Genomic DNA, 13,790 nt, shown 5'->3' with positions numbered 1-13,790 from the left:
AGTTAGTCTCTTTTTAATTTATTAAAAAACGTGTCATCTTCTTCAAAAGCGGTTCCTATTACAACCATATCTGCTCCTGAGGCATATGCCGCATCTAGTGCTTCTTTGCTTCTTATTCCTCCTCCTACAATTAAAGGAACCTGAATTTGTTGTTTCACTTCAGAAATAATATTCGATTCTATTGGGTGTGTTGCTCCACTTCCTGCTTCAAGATAAATGAGTTTCATACCGAGAAACTCTCCAGCCTTTGCAGTATCTTTAATCACCTGAACTTCCCTTCGCTTTAAAGGCTCTGTTCCACTTACGCGTTGCACAGCTGTTTCCTTTCCGTTTTCTATAAGCAAATAACCGGTTGGAATCACCTCTAAATTGGTATTTCTTAACTTAGAAATAGAAGCCACATGCTTTCCTATTAAGTATTCCGGATTTCTTCCAGAAATTAAAGATAAAAATAATAAGGCATCTGCATGATTGGTAATTTGCGATATATCTCCAGGAAATATCACAATTGGTAAATCACTCAGCTTCTTAAGTGCTTTTACAAGCTTTTCTGTTTCGCCCTTTTCAACAGTACTTCCTCCAACAAAAATATGTGTGGCAATAGAAGTGTTTAACTTCAACATAAAACTAGCTAAACTTTCTGCTTTCGTGTTATCAGGATCTATTAAAACCGCTAAAAGCTTTTCTTCTTTAGCAATAGCCTGTAATATTTCGTTATAAATGCTTTTCATTTACTAGCTTTTGGATACTTTCTGTTTTGTACTTGTTTTTTGCATCAAGCTGGTAAAGCATAAGCACAGGTAAACCCTTCAAACTCAAAAAAAGTAGTTTGATAACTGTACTTTTTCTCTTGATAATCAATCCAAGCTATGGTAGAAGCTTCTTCCATAGTAAACGGAATCACCAAGGTATGTTGTAAAAAACTCAATCCTGGAGTAGCAAACAATTTATAAAGCGATTCTTTAATACACCAAATCACGCTTAGTTTATTAATATAATCTGTAGCTTCTTTTTCTAGATAACGGTTTTCGTAATCTAAAAACTTATGAGCAATTACGCCTATTTTCTCTCTTTGCTTTTCAATATCAATACCCACAACAGCATCACTAACTACAACAGCCGAAAAAGTAAAAGAATGGGTAATAGAAATATGTTTACCATCTTTTAAATGTGGTTTTCCGTTGCTATCATAAACCAAATCTTGATCGGTATAGCCAAATTCTCTGAGTAAATGTCTCACGCTTAAAAATCCACGACGATGCAATTCACTTTTCATACCAAGAACGCGTTGCATGTTTTCTGGTTTTAGTGTAACAGACTCTAACAGATCTTCATAGGATTCTGTAATCTTCCAGATTTTAACAGTAGTTTGTGAGTTTGGCCTAAGAGTTTTATAAAGAGGCATTTATTATTTTAAATGTTATTGATTATCTTTGCAACGCCTAAGGCGAATTTAGCTTTTTTGGTTAAGCGAATTTAACCAATTTATATACTAAATACCAAGGGTGTATCATTTTAAAAAATCAAGAACAAAAATATGAGTACAAAAACTGTTGCTTACGTACCTAATAAGGTAAAAGATATGTCGCTTGCGGCTTGGGGAAGAAAGGAAATAAATTTAGCCGAAGCAGAAATGCCAGGTTTAATGAGTTTACGTGAAGAATACAAAGACGAACAACCACTTAAAGGAGCTAGAATTGCTGGTTGCTTACACATGACCATCCAAACGGCTGTTTTAATTGAAACGCTACAGGCTTTAGGTGCAGAGGTTACTTGGAGTTCTTGTAATATATTCTCTACACAAGATCAGGCAGCGGCTGCAATTGCTGCTACAGGAACTGCTGTGTATGCATGGAAAGACATGACAGAAGAAGAGTTTGATTGGTGTATAGAACAAACTTTATTTTTTGGAGAAGATAGAAAACCATTAAACATGATCTTAGATGATGGTGGAGATTTAACAAATATGGTTTTAGATAAATATCCGGAACTATCTGCTGGTATCAAAGGACTTTCGGAAGAAACTACTACAGGAGTTCACAGACTATATGAGCGCGTTAAAAACGGAACATTAACAATGCCGGCTATTAACGTAAACGATTCTGTTACTAAATCGAAGTTTGATAATAAATATGGTTGTAAAGAATCTGCAGTAGATGCGATTCGTCGTGCAACAGATATTATGTTAGCTGGAAAACGTGTTACGGTTTGTGGATACGGAGATGTTGGGAAAGGAACAGCTGCTTCATTTAAAGGTGCTGGTAGTATTGTTACCGTTACGGAAATTGATCCTATTTGTGCATTACAAGCTGCAATGGACGGTTTTGAAGTGAAAAAATTAGAAACTGTTGTTGCTAATTCAGATATCATTATCACCACTACAGGAAACAAAGATATTGTACGTGCAGAGCACTTTGAAGCAATGAAAGACAAAACGATTGTTTGTAACATCGGACATTTTGATAACGAAATCCAAATGGGTTGGTTAAACAAAAACTACGGTCATACAAAAGACACAATCAAGCCTCAGGTAGATAAATATAACATCAACGGAAAAGATATTATTATTCTTGCTGAAGGACGTTTAGTGAACCTAGGTTGTGCAACTGGTCACCCAAGTTTTGTAATGTCTAACTCCTTTACAAACCAAACTTTAGCACAAATCGAACTTTGGAATAACAGCGATAAATATGAAAACGATGTTTATATGTTACCAAAGCATTTAGATGAAAAAGTAGCTAAATTACACTTAGAAAAAATTGGTGTAGAGCTAACGGAACTAAAAGAAGACCAAGCGAAATACATTGGTGTAACTGTAGAAGGACCATATAAGCCAGAGCACTATAGATACTAATAATTTTATCGCATTAGCGAAAGATGTATAAATAGAGAAATCCCAAGTAATTATGCTTGGGATTTTTTTGCCATATACTACAAGTACAGAAAGGAAACTATTAAAGCTGTAATAAAAATATAAGTTTAGGGCACAAAAAAACGCCTTATAATTTCGATTTCTCGAAATAAAAGGCGCTTTTATTCTTTAGAAAAATATTTCTTAAGCCTCGAAAGGTACTACAGAAACATAAGACTTATTGTCTTTTTTCTTTGTGAATTTCACAAGACCGTCAACTTTAGCGTGTAAAGTGTGATCTTTTCCTTGGTATACATTCTCAGCTGGGTGATGTGTATTACCACGTTGTCTTAATATGATATTTCCAGCAATAGCAGCTTGTCCACCAAAAATCTTAACACCTAAGCGTTTCGATTCTGATTCTCTACCGTTTTTAGAACTACCAACTCCTTTTTTATGAGCCATTGTCTTAAGGTTTTATATTGTTAAACTTAAGTGGTTGCAATTAAGCTTTACCACCATCTAATTCGTCTTGCCATTTCTTTAGCTCGTCCCATTTACCTTCTGCAGCTAATTTAGCTTGTGCAGGCCAAGTATCTGTAACGTGGTTACCACGAACACCAGCAATGATTTCAGAAATTTTTGCTGCATCTGTTTTTGCTAAATCAGCATAAGTTGCAATTCCTGCTTCTACTAAAGTAGATGCAATCTTAGGTCCAATACCCTCAATTTTCTTTAAATCATCCGCTTTACCTGTTGCTGTTTTAGCAGCAGTTGCTTTTGGTTCAGCTTTTTTAGCTTCTTTTTTTGGAGCTGATTTCTTTGCTCCTGAAGTTACAATATTTTCAATAACGATTTCAGTTAAGGCTTGTCTGTGACCGTTTTTTACACGGTAACCTTTTCTTCTTTTCTTCTTGAAAACAATAACTTTATCACCTTGAAGGTGCTTAATGACTTTTGCACTTACTTGTGCTCCGTCTATAGCTGGGGCGCCTACAGTTACATTGTTACCGTCTGATACTAAAAGAACGTTATCGAAAGAAACTTCCTTACCTTCTTCAGTTTGTAAACGGTTAACAAAAACTTTTTGGTCTTTTTCAACTTTAAATTGATGCCCTGCTATCTCTACAATTGCGTACATAGCGTAACGTTTTTATTAATTAATTTGTTCAAAAATTGAGTGCAAATATACTGCTAAATTCTTAAACAACAAACGTTTTATCAATTTTGAAGGACTTTTGTGCTATTTTTAAATGCCTGCATGAAAGTAAGTGTCAAAATTATAGAAGAAGACAAGCCCTCCATAATAATCACAAACACCAATATGCCGCCACCATAACTTACATCATCAAACCATCCTTTTAGTAAATAATTCATAAATGCTACATCTATATGAAACATATAAATACCCATAAATAAAGCAAAAACAAAAGTTGCTAGGAAACCCGTGAGCATTCCCACCTTAAATCCGTTTATATAATTAAAGTCTATACCAGAAACGACTTTATAATGTTTGATTGCAGAATAAATTCCAAAAGCCATAAAGAAGCCGTTTAACAATCTAAACCAAATATTAGTATGTAGGCCAAAAAGTTTTATAATTAAAAAATATGCTATAAGGGCAATAGTTGTAAAAACACCATATTTAATAACTACAGATGCAGAAGTATTCATATCGATTTTGCATTTAAAGTTATGTGATAATAAATTTCGTGAATATTTTTCAATTAAAATAATTTAACACTAACTTTCTGATATAGTGAATATTAAAATATTATTAACAATTATAAAGGAAAAGATGTAACTTTACCTATATATTAAAGACATATACTTTATAAATCTATTAAATCACACACAATGAAAAAAAACATTTTGGCTTTAGCTTCTTTATGTTTAGTTGGTCTTTCAGCTACAGCACAAGAGGTTAAGTATGAAGAGTATGATTTAGATAACGGCATGCACGTTATCTTACATCAAGACAACTCTGCTCCCGTAGTAACAACTTCTGTAATGTATCACGTTGGTGCAAAAGACGAAAACCCAGAACGTACTGGTTTTGCGCACTTTTTTGAACACCTATTGTTTGAAGGAACAGAAAACATCCCTAGAGGAGAATGGTTTACTATTGTAACTTCAAACGGTGGTAGTAACAACGCAAACACAACAGACGACAGAACCTACTACTATGAGGTTTTCCCTTCTAATAGTGTAGAGTTAGGTTTATGGATGGAGTCTGAAAGATTAATGCACCCTATCATCAACCAAGTTGGTGTAGATACGCAAAACGAAGTAGTAAAAGAAGAAAAACGTTTACGTGTAGATAATGCCCCTTATGGTAAGTTTTTTGAAAATGTAAAAAAACACATGTTTAAAAAACACCCATACAGATGGACAACTATTGGTGAAATGGAACACTTAGATGCTGCAACTTTAGAAGAGTTTCAAGCGTTTAATAAAAAATTCTACGTACCGAACAACGCGGTATTAGTTGTTGCTGGAGATATTGACGTTCCTGCTGTAAAGAAAATGATTCAAGATTACTTCGGACCAATCCCTAGAGGAGAAGAAATCACAAGAAACTTCCCTAAAGAAGACCCTATCACAGAGCAAATAAATGCTAAAGCATACGATGCTAACATTCAAATTCCTGCTGTTGTTGCTGCTTACAGAACACCATCTATGAAAGAAAGAGATGCTTATGCTTTAGATATGTTATCTAACTATTTAAGTGACGGTAAATCTTCTAAACTTTACAAAAAGTTAGTAGACGAAAAGAAAATGGCTTTACAAGTTGGAGCATTTAATAACAGTCAAGAAGACTACGGTACATACATCTTATTCGGTTTACCATTAGGAGACGTTACACTAAACGACTTAATGAATGAAATTGATGAAGAAATTGTAAAAGTGCAAAACGAATTAATTTCTGAAAGAGATTACCAAAAACTTCAAAACAAATTTGAAAACCAATTCGTAAACTCTAATGCAAGTGTAGAAGGTATTGCAAACTCTTTAGCTAGATACTATATGTTATATGGAGACACTGCTTTAATTAATAAAGAAATTGAAATTTACAGATCTATAACTAGAGAAGAAATTCAAGAAGTAGCTAAAAAATACTTAAACACAAACCAACGTTTAGTATTAGAGTATTTACCAGAAGAAAAAGATCAATAAAATACCATAGAAGAAATGAAAACTAAAATATTCACAGTATTAACCTTGTTTTTAATGTCTCTTGGGCTTCAAGCACAAGTGGACAGATCTAAACAACCAAAACCAGGACCAGCTCCTAAAATTGCTTTAGAAGTACCTGGTGAATTTACATTACCTAACGGACTGAAAGTATTGGTGGTAGAAAACCACAAATTACCTCGTGTTTCTTACAGCTTAACGATAGACAATAAACCAGTAAGAGAAGGAGATATCGCAGGAGTTTCTTCTTTATTAGGAAGCATGCTTGGTGGTGGAACAGCAACTATTTCTAAAGACGATTTCAATGAAGAAATTGATTTCTTAGGAGCTAGAATGATGTTCAGATCTAATGGTGCTTTTGCAAGTTCTTTATCTAAATATTCGGAAAGAATTTTAGAGCTTATGGCAGACGCTGTAATGAGCCCTGTTTTTTCTGAAGAAGAATTTCAAAAAGAAAAAGATAAAACTATTGAAGGTTTAAGATCAAGCGAAAAAAGTGTAGATGCTGTTGCTGGAAGAGTTGGTAGCGCCTTAGCTTATGGAACACACCATCCTTACGGAGAGTTTGTAACAGAAGAAACAGTTAACAAAGTAAGTATTAATGATATCAGAACTTTCTACGAAAAGAACTTCACGCCAACAAACGCTTATTTAGTAGTTGTAGGAGATGTTGATTTTATGACTGTTGAAAGACAAGTTAGAGAGCATTTTTCTAACTGGGAAAGCAACTTACAATTAGAAGTAAAAGTTCCAAATGCAATGCCAAATGCGCAATACACACAAATTAACTTTGTAGATATGCCTAACGCTGTGCAGTCTAACATCTCGGTTACTAATAATGTAGATTTAAAAATGAGCGATGCAGATTATCACGCAGTTTTAATCGCAAACAAAATTTTAGGTGGCGGTTTTAATAGCTACTTAAACATGAACTTACGTGAGAAGCATGCTTATACTTACGGAGCTCGCTCTAGTGTTGGTGCAGATAAATACGCATCTCGTTTTAGAGCTGGGGCAGCTGTTCGTAACGCTGTAACAGATAGTGCAGTAGTGCAAACTTTAAAGGAAATTAAAAGAATTAAGGAAGAGCCTGTAACTGCAGAAGCACTTGCAAATGCAAAAGCGAAGTATGTTGGAGATTTCGTATTAGCTCTTGAAAGCCCTCAAACTATTGCTCGTTATGCATTAAATATCAAAACACAAGACTTACCAAAAGATTTTTACACAACCTATTTAGAAAAAATAAACGCAGTAACTATCGAAGATGTACAACGCGTAGCTAATAAGTATTTTAAAACAGAAAATGCTAAAATCATTGTAGTTGGAAAAGGAAGCGAAGTTTTAGAAAACTTAGAAAAAACAAATATTCCAATCATGTACTTTGATGCTTATGCGAATAAAGTAGAAAAGCCTAACTATAATGTTGCTTTACCAAGCGGTGTTGATGCTAAATCTGTTTTAAATAAATATTTAGAAGCAGTTGGAGGAGACAAAATCGAAACGATAAACACTATCGCTTTAAAATACGAAGCTTCAGCAATGGGTGCAACTATTGTTAGTGACGAAAAAAGAATGGAAGGTAAATTAGCACAATTCGTTTCTATGAACGGAAACCAAATGATGGCTTCTATCACTACACAAGAATCTGCTGTAATCAACAACAACCCTCTTCCGGAAAACATGACGAAAGACATGGCTCCATTAGCTGGTTTATTTGCGGAATTAAACCTTTTAAAATCAGATAAAACAAAATTAAAAGGAATTGAAAAAGTAGATGGTAAAGATGCTTATGTGGTTGAATTACCTGGAGAAGTTATTTCTTTAAGCTACTTCTATGATGTAGAAACTGGTTTAAAAGTAAAAGAAGTACAAACAACTTCTATGCAAGGTAAAGTACAAAGCCAAGAAACTTTCTTAAAAGATTACCAAGAGTTTGGCGGAGTAAAATTCCCAAGCGTAAGAGAAGGATCTCAAATGGGACAAGTAATTACTTTTAATTTAAAAGAAGCTAAAGTGAACGAAGGTGTTACAGAAGCTGATTTTAAATAAGTAAAACTTTTATATATTTTAAAAACCACGCAATTGCGTGGTTTTTTTATATTCTTTTTTGAGATAAATATACACCTAGCAAAACAATAGCTGCAGCAAAACCTTGCAACAAACTAAAACCTTCCCCATCTAAAACTCCCCATCCTAAAGCTACTAAGGGCATAATATAAGTAACCGAAGATGCAAAAACCGGTGTAGATATTTGCACCAACTTAAAATAGAAAACCTTCGCTAAAGCAGTTCCAAAAAGAGATAATATCACCACGTACACAATGGACATTCCTATTTCGGAATTATTAAAAGTAGCCTCGCTAAAGAACCCTGTAAATAACAAAACGATCAATGCTGGAATAAATATTACTACATAGTTACCCGTTGCAATTGCTAGCGGTTTTACATCTTGTAAATAACGCTTTATAATATTTACATTTGCTGCATACATAAAAGTAGAGGCTATGATATAACCAGCATACATATAATTTTGATCTGGATTTAAAGAAGCACCTTGAAGAATCAGAATGGCAGTCCCAATAAAACCAATAATAACACCTAGCACCTGTCTTTTTGTGGAAGCAATTTTAAACACAGCAAAGCCAAACAAAATAGTATTTAAAGGAACTAGGGAATTTAATACCGAAGCAACAGCACTATCAATTTCGGTTTCTGCAATAGCAAAGAAAAACGCCGGAATAAACGAACCACAAAACCCTGAAACAGCCAACCATTTCCAATCAGTTCTCTTTATCGTTTTAACCGTTTTATAACCCGCTATAAATAAAAACAAACCGGTTATGATAGTCCGTAAAGCACCTAATTGATATGGATTTAAACCTATAAGCGCCTTTTTAATAAGAATAAACGAGGTTCCCCAAATTACAGACAAAGCAATAAGATAGACCCATTTTATATTATTTTGTAACATAACAATTTTTAAAAATGCAAATGTCTTGTTTTTAACACAATTAAAGACAAATTATTCTTAATTTTGTACATACTAGAAGAATAAAAATTTATACTATGAAACAAATAAAAACAATACTAGCAGTTACAGTATTAGCAATCATTGCTTTTAGCTGTAAAAACGAAAACAAGGCAGAAATAGTTACCGTTCCTACAGCTACAGAAACTGCTGTGGAAACAGAAAAACAACTAGACACAAATGCAAGCTACGCAAAAGCAGAGTTTACTGTAGAAGGAATGACGTGCGCTGTTGGATGTGCAAGAACTATTGAAAAGAAGTTAGCTAAAATGGAAGGCGTAAAGTCTGCGAAAGTAGATTTTGAAGGCAAACTAGCTATGGTAGAATATGACGAAGCTAAAGTTACTACAAACGCCTTAGAGGAAACAGTAACCAATGTAAGCGAAACCTATTCTGTGAAAGACATGAAAACGGTAGAAGAGTTTGGAGCTGAAAAAAGTTTATAAAACAGCTTATCAAATAAATAATAAAAAAGGCTTCTCAATTGAGAAGCCTTTTTTATTATTTCCAATCTATAGTTTCCATGATATGCCTGATATCATTTTTCAGATAATCTGCTGCTGGATAAATAGAATCATAATTTGGCTTGGTATAAAAGTACAGAGACCCCGTTAAAAAGTGATTTACACTATCTGTAACATAAAACTGCGACTGAGAAGCAGCATTCCCTCCTACTTCATAAAACATTCCGTAAACCTTCTTTTCAGGATTTTCGTAAAGGTCACTAAAAATTTCATCTGCTTTTTGTGTATGCTCCTGAGTGAAGTTTTGTGCATCTCGTAAATAAGAAATCAGTTTTTCTTCACTATTATGAATAGCTTTATAAGTAAGATAAACAGTTCCTTTCAATCTTGGGTACTCTAAGTTTAAACCATAACTAGCATCTCCTGCTATTTTCCTGGTTTTTATATTACTTGCTAGTTCGTTCTTTTCAAAAGAAAAAGGAAGATCTATAATGGTTTTTTTATAAACAGGCTCCGGATATTCCAAGCGTAGTTTTGCAGCTGGCTTAGGAGTAACATCTTCTTGACACGAAACCACACTAAGGCTTACAACTAGTATGATACAGGAAAATAAAACAATATGTTTAAAAGGATATTTCATAAAATATTCGGTTTAAAATAACAGCTTCTGGTAGAAAATGTTTTAAGGAATGGTAACTTTTACTCGTGTTATTCTTTTTTTATCTAATGCTTCAATAGTAAAAATATAGTCTTCAAACTTTATTTTACTATTCGTTTTCGGGAAAATTCCATTTATTTCTAAAACAAAACCTGCAATGGTTTCTGCTTCTCCTTTATTGTTTTCAAAAATAGAATCGTCTTCTAATCGTATTACTTTATAGAAATCTTTAAGAGCAGTTTTTCCTTCAAAAACATAGTTATTATTATCTAACTTAGAATAAATTAAACCTTCGTCATCATATTCGTCACTAATATCTCCTACAATTTCTTCAATAATATCTTCTAGAGAAATAAGTCCGGATGTTCCTCCATATTCATCAACAACAACAGCTAGATGCACTTTCTTCTCTTGGAATTCTGCCATCAAATCATCTAGTTTTTTGTTTTCAGGAACAAAAAATGGCTCCCGTAGCAAGGTTTTCCAATCCATTTGCTTTCTATCTATAAATGGCAATAAATCTTTAACGTATAAAACCCCTATAACATTATCGATATTCTCTTTATAAACAGGAATTCTAGAATAACCATTCTTTATTATTTCTGGTATGATTTCAGAATACTTTTGCTCTACATTTAAAGCAAAAATATCTATCCTCGGGCGCATTACCTGTTTGGTATCGGTATTACCAAAAGATACGATTCCTTGTAATATTTTCTGCTCTTCCTTTGTTGTATCCTCATCACTGGCAAGTTCTAAAGCTTGTGAAAGCTGATCGACACTAAGATTAGACTTCTGCCTTCCCAATTTATTATGAATTCCAAGCGTGATGCTTCGCATTGGAATACTTAATGGAGAAAATATAAAATCTAAAATTCGTAATGGGTAAGCCATAAACATAGCAAACTTCAAGCGGTTTCTGCTTGCATATACTTTTGGAAGAATTTCACCAAAAAGTAAAATTAAAAAAGTCACTAATACAACTTCTAATATAAATTTTAGAATAGAGGAATAAATACTTTCAAACATAAAATTCCCTAAATAAGCAAAGAGTATTACTATCGCTATATTTATAAAGTTGTTAGCTACTAGAATAGTTGCCAATAGTTTTTTTGGCTTTTCTAATAGATTAGAGACAATTTGAATTGGCTTAGAATTTTGCTCTAAACCTTCATCGATATCGGTAGAGGTTAGAGAAAACAAAGCTACCTCTGCTCCAGATATTAATGCGGAGCAAATTAATAAAACGAATAGGAGTACAAAACCAATAACAATAGAAAAGTCTATAGTTAGATTATTGATTAAAAAACTCGTGGGTTCTGGGTCCAATATTATAAATTTGGTTATACTTAATTTTCAACTTAAAGAATTAGAAGTTGGTTTTTAAAATGGAAGATCACTTTCTGCATCATCTGCCATTGGCTCAGTAGGCTTAGGCTGTTCTGCTGCTTGCGGTGCTGCATTTCCTGTAGCTTGACTTTCTTTCTTGGTAGTTAAAAAAGTAAAGTCTGTACATTGTATTTCTGTAGAATAACGATCATTACCTCCTTCATCTTGCCACTTTCTAGTTTTAATCCTTCCTTCTATATATACCTTATCTCCTTTGCTTAAATATTTTTCGCAAATTTCAGCTCCTTTATTACGTACCACAACATTGTGCCATTCAGTATTTGAAATACGCTCATTGGTTTGCTTATTTGTATAGGTTTCGTTTGTTGCAAGTGGAAAACGTCCTACGCAACCTCCGCCTTCAAAATAGTGCATCTTCACTTCATCACCTAAATGACCAATTAGCATTACTTTATTTAATGTTCCTGACATAATATCTTATATAATTAATTTGCAAAATTAAGCTTTTGCAATTGATAAACTTAAAATTAACAAAAATATATCACACTTCCCAAATGCTTTAAAAATTAAATTCTTCTATAAAGTTAGAAAGAAGAACAGGCACCGGGTAGTCTTTTATTATATCTACCGAAACTCCTTTACTAGCAAGGCTATCTATTGCAACTATCCAAAATTTGGTATGTAAATGTTGATGAGATAACTTATGAACAATTGCTTCTTCATTATATAAGGTCAAATCGTAATTGGAAGAAGGAATTAATTCGTGCTTTTCTAAAAGAGAATGCATAGTATCAAAACTGGTACTTGTTTCAGTCTCTATTAAAGGAAACTGATATAGGTTTTGCCATATCCCTTTACCTTCTCGCTTCTCTATTATTGTCTCTCCTTCATTAAATATAAATACAATAAAATTGAAATGTTTAGTTTTTGGTTTTAAGCTTTTCAATTTAACCGGTAAATCACTTATGCTATTTTTTTGCAAAGCCATACAACCATCTTGTAGCGGACATACAGTACAATCCGGATTACTTGGTTTACATTGTCTAGCACCAAACTCCATAATAGCCTGATTAAATTCTCCGGGATTCTTCGGGCTAATGAGTTTTTGTGCCAGTGCTTTAAATTCTTTATTTCCCTGCGAAGTGTTTATGGGCGTATCAATGCCAAAATACCTAGATAGTACTCTATATACATTTCCATCTACTACAGCACATACTTCATCAAAGCAAAAAGAAGCAATAGCACTTGCTGTATAATCACCAACTCCTTTTAATTTTAATAAATCTTTATAATTATTTGGAAAAACGCCATCCAATTCAGCTACAATATATTTAGCGGATGCGTGTAAATTTCTTGCTCGAGAATAGTAACCCAGACCCTGCCATAATTTTAATACCTCGCTTTCGGAAGCATTTGCAAGATCAAAAACACTTGGATATTTGGTCACAAAAGCTTCATAATAAGGTAAGCCTTGTTCTATTTTTGTCTGTTGAAGTATTATTTCTGATAACCATATAAAGTAAGGATTCGTGGTTCTGCGCCAAGGCAAATCTCTTTTATTTACTGAATACCAACTGGTTAAAATATTATTTATTATCATTTACGTTATATACTAAATGCAAAAATAAACGTTTATAAGGTTAAATTTAAGTGAATTAGGTTTGAAATATTGAATTTTTAATTCTTATATTTGCAACCCCTTAATAACCGATTACAATAATTAAAATATATAGAAAATGACTAAGGCTGATCTAGTAGCAAAGATTTCTGAGAAATTAGGAATTGAAAAAGGAGATGTTCAAGCAACTGTTGAAACATTTATGGAAGAGGTGAAAACATCTTTAGAAAGTGGAGACAATGTGTATTTAAGAGGTTTTGGAAGCTTCATCGTTAAAACAAGAGCTGAAAAAACGGGTAGAAATATTTCTAAAAACACAACTATTAAAATACCTGCTCACAATATCCCAGCATTTAAACCTGCTAAAGTATTTGTAGAAGGTGTAAAGACTAATGTAGACGTTAAGTAAGACGCTAAAAAAAATATTAATTTAAAAAAAGACACATCTTATGCCAAGTGGAAAAAAACGCAAAAGACACAAGGTTGCAACGCATAAGCGTAAAAAAAGAAGACGCGCTAACCGTCACAAAAAGAAAAAATAGATTAAAAAAGTAGTTAATAGCTACTTTTTTAGTTTTTACAAAAAGTTCTTTGAAATGAGTTCTAAAACCACGTATTACCTTGCA

The 13,790-nt window shown here is 33.2% G+C and carries 15 protein-coding genes; 5 read left to right on the top strand and 10 right to left on the bottom strand.

The window, feature by feature from the left end:
* Positions 1–2 precede the first annotated feature (2 nt).
* Together DU428_RS04075 and DU428_RS04070 are read right to left on the bottom strand one after the other, a co-directional pair.
* A complete protein-coding gene (locus tag DU428_RS04075) occupies positions 3–731 on the bottom strand; it encodes a geranylgeranylglyceryl/heptaprenylglyceryl phosphate synthase (protein WP_113965857.1) in 729 nt (242 codons plus the stop codon).
* A gap of 44 nt (positions 732–775) precedes the next feature.
* Entirely contained in the window at positions 776–1,405 is a 630-nt protein-coding gene (locus tag DU428_RS04070; RefSeq protein ID WP_113965856.1) for a 4'-phosphopantetheinyl transferase family protein, read from the bottom strand.
* 132 nt (positions 1,406–1,537) lie between these two features.
* Here DU428_RS04070 and ahcY point away from each other — a divergent pair, with 132 nt between their 5' ends.
* The gene (ahcY, locus tag DU428_RS04065; protein ID WP_072347364.1) at positions 1,538–2,854 is read left to right on the top strand and encodes an adenosylhomocysteinase; all 1,317 of its coding nucleotides are present in this window, start codon (positions 1,538–1,540) and stop codon (positions 2,852–2,854) included.
* A 201-nt stretch (positions 2,855–3,055) separates the two neighbouring features.
* Here the strand turns inward: ahcY and rpmA are convergent, their stop codons facing one another.
* From rpmA to DU428_RS04050, 3 genes are all read right to left on the bottom strand, one after another.
* Positions 3,056–3,316 carry a 50S ribosomal protein L27 gene (gene rpmA, locus DU428_RS04060; RefSeq protein ID WP_072347366.1) on the bottom strand — a complete coding sequence of 87 codons (261 nt, stop codon included), beginning with the start codon at positions 3,314–3,316 and terminating at the stop codon, positions 3,056–3,058.
* 40 nt (positions 3,317–3,356) lie between these two features.
* Positions 3,357–3,992, bottom strand: coding sequence for a 50S ribosomal protein L21 (gene rplU, locus DU428_RS04055; RefSeq protein ID WP_072347368.1), 636 nt, complete (start codon positions 3,990–3,992; stop codon positions 3,357–3,359).
* Positions 3,993–4,072: 80 nt separating this feature from the next.
* Positions 4,073–4,525 (bottom strand): DUF4199 family protein, encoded by a 453-nt coding sequence (locus tag DU428_RS04050; RefSeq protein ID WP_113965855.1) that lies wholly within the window; start codon positions 4,523–4,525, stop codon positions 4,073–4,075.
* Positions 4,526–4,708: 183 nt separating this feature from the next.
* Between DU428_RS04050 and DU428_RS04045 the strand changes: the two genes are divergently transcribed.
* Together DU428_RS04045 and DU428_RS04040 are read left to right on the top strand one after the other, a co-directional pair.
* Entirely contained in the window at positions 4,709–6,028 is a 1,320-nt protein-coding gene (locus DU428_RS04045) for a M16 family metallopeptidase (RefSeq protein WP_072347371.1), read from the top strand.
* 15 nt (positions 6,029–6,043) lie between these two features.
* On the top strand, positions 6,044–8,095 hold the full coding sequence (locus DU428_RS04040; RefSeq protein ID WP_113965854.1) for a M16 family metallopeptidase: 2,052 nt from the start codon (positions 6,044–6,046) through the stop codon (positions 8,093–8,095).
* Positions 8,096–8,141: 46 nt separating this feature from the next.
* On the opposite strand, the gene DU428_RS04035 is transcribed toward DU428_RS04040, so the two are convergent.
* Positions 8,142–9,017, bottom strand: coding sequence for a DMT family transporter (locus DU428_RS04035; protein ID WP_072347375.1), 876 nt, complete (start codon positions 9,015–9,017; stop codon positions 8,142–8,144).
* A 95-nt stretch (positions 9,018–9,112) separates the two neighbouring features.
* Here DU428_RS04035 and DU428_RS04030 point away from each other — a divergent pair, with 95 nt between their 5' ends.
* Positions 9,113–9,520 (top strand): heavy-metal-associated domain-containing protein, encoded by a 408-nt coding sequence (locus DU428_RS04030; RefSeq protein WP_113965853.1) that lies wholly within the window; start codon positions 9,113–9,115, stop codon positions 9,518–9,520.
* Between the two features lie 55 nt (positions 9,521–9,575).
* Here the strand turns inward: DU428_RS04030 and gldD are convergent, their stop codons facing one another.
* The 4 genes from gldD to mutY form a co-directional block, all read right to left on the bottom strand.
* Positions 9,576–10,178, bottom strand: a complete 603-nt coding sequence (gene gldD, locus DU428_RS04025; protein WP_072347379.1) for a gliding motility lipoprotein GldD — start codon at positions 10,176–10,178, stop codon at positions 9,576–9,578.
* A 42-nt stretch (positions 10,179–10,220) separates the two neighbouring features.
* Positions 10,221–11,525, bottom strand: coding sequence for a gliding motility-associated protein GldE (locus tag DU428_RS04020; RefSeq protein ID WP_072347381.1), 1,305 nt, complete (start codon positions 11,523–11,525; stop codon positions 10,221–10,223).
* A 54-nt stretch (positions 11,526–11,579) separates the two neighbouring features.
* Positions 11,580–12,017 (bottom strand): single-stranded DNA-binding protein, encoded by a 438-nt coding sequence (locus tag DU428_RS04015; RefSeq protein WP_072347383.1) that lies wholly within the window; start codon positions 12,015–12,017, stop codon positions 11,580–11,582.
* A gap of 88 nt (positions 12,018–12,105) precedes the next feature.
* Positions 12,106–13,146 (bottom strand): A/G-specific adenine glycosylase, encoded by a 1,041-nt coding sequence (gene mutY / locus DU428_RS04010; protein WP_113965852.1) that lies wholly within the window; start codon positions 13,144–13,146, stop codon positions 12,106–12,108.
* A 136-nt stretch (positions 13,147–13,282) separates the two neighbouring features.
* On the opposite strand from mutY, the gene DU428_RS04005 reads away from it, so the two are divergent.
* Positions 13,283–13,573, top strand: a complete 291-nt coding sequence (locus DU428_RS04005; RefSeq protein ID WP_072347387.1) for an HU family DNA-binding protein — start codon at positions 13,283–13,285, stop codon at positions 13,571–13,573.
* Positions 13,574–13,790 lie beyond the last annotated feature (217 nt).

The sequence above is a fragment of the Oceanihabitans sediminis genome (genome assembly GCF_003337215.1).
Taxonomy (GTDB): domain Bacteria; phylum Bacteroidota; class Bacteroidia; order Flavobacteriales; family Flavobacteriaceae; genus Oceanihabitans; species Oceanihabitans sediminis.
Note: the sequence above shows the minus strand (reverse complement) of the source record. Positions and strands in the feature narration are given on the sequence as shown.

Coding starts and splice junctions, on each gene's coding strand:
- DU428_RS04050 (WP_113965855.1), bottom strand. CDS start 4,525: ATGAATACTTCTGCATCTGTAGTTATTAAATATGGTGTTTTTACAACT.
- DU428_RS04040 (WP_113965854.1), top strand. CDS start 6,044: ATGAAAACTAAAATATTCACAGTATTAACCTTGTTTTTAATGTCTCTT.
- DU428_RS04045 (WP_072347371.1), top strand. CDS start 4,709: ATGAAAAAAAACATTTTGGCTTTAGCTTCTTTATGTTTAGTTGGTCTT.
- DU428_RS04070 (WP_113965856.1), bottom strand. CDS start 1,405: ATGCCTCTTTATAAAACTCTTAGGCCAAACTCACAAACTACTGTTAAA.
- DU428_RS04005 (WP_072347387.1), top strand. CDS start 13,283: ATGACTAAGGCTGATCTAGTAGCAAAGATTTCTGAGAAATTAGGAATT.
- DU428_RS04015 (WP_072347383.1), bottom strand. CDS start 12,017: ATGTCAGGAACATTAAATAAAGTAATGCTAATTGGTCATTTAGGTGAT.
- gldD (WP_072347379.1), bottom strand. CDS start 10,178: ATGAAATATCCTTTTAAACATATTGTTTTATTTTCCTGTATCATACTA.
- ahcY (WP_072347364.1), top strand. CDS start 1,538: ATGAGTACAAAAACTGTTGCTTACGTACCTAATAAGGTAAAAGATATG.
- mutY (WP_113965852.1), bottom strand. CDS start 13,146: ATGATAATAAATAATATTTTAACCAGTTGGTATTCAGTAAATAAAAGA.
- DU428_RS04075 (WP_113965857.1), bottom strand. CDS start 731: ATGAAAAGCATTTATAACGAAATATTACAGGCTATTGCTAAAGAAGAA.
- DU428_RS04035 (WP_072347375.1), bottom strand. CDS start 9,017: ATGTTACAAAATAATATAAAATGGGTCTATCTTATTGCTTTGTCTGTA.
- rpmA (WP_072347366.1), bottom strand. CDS start 3,316: ATGGCTCATAAAAAAGGAGTTGGTAGTTCTAAAAACGGTAGAGAATCA.
- DU428_RS04030 (WP_113965853.1), top strand. CDS start 9,113: ATGAAACAAATAAAAACAATACTAGCAGTTACAGTATTAGCAATCATT.
- rplU (WP_072347368.1), bottom strand. CDS start 3,992: ATGTACGCAATTGTAGAGATAGCAGGGCATCAATTTAAAGTTGAAAAA.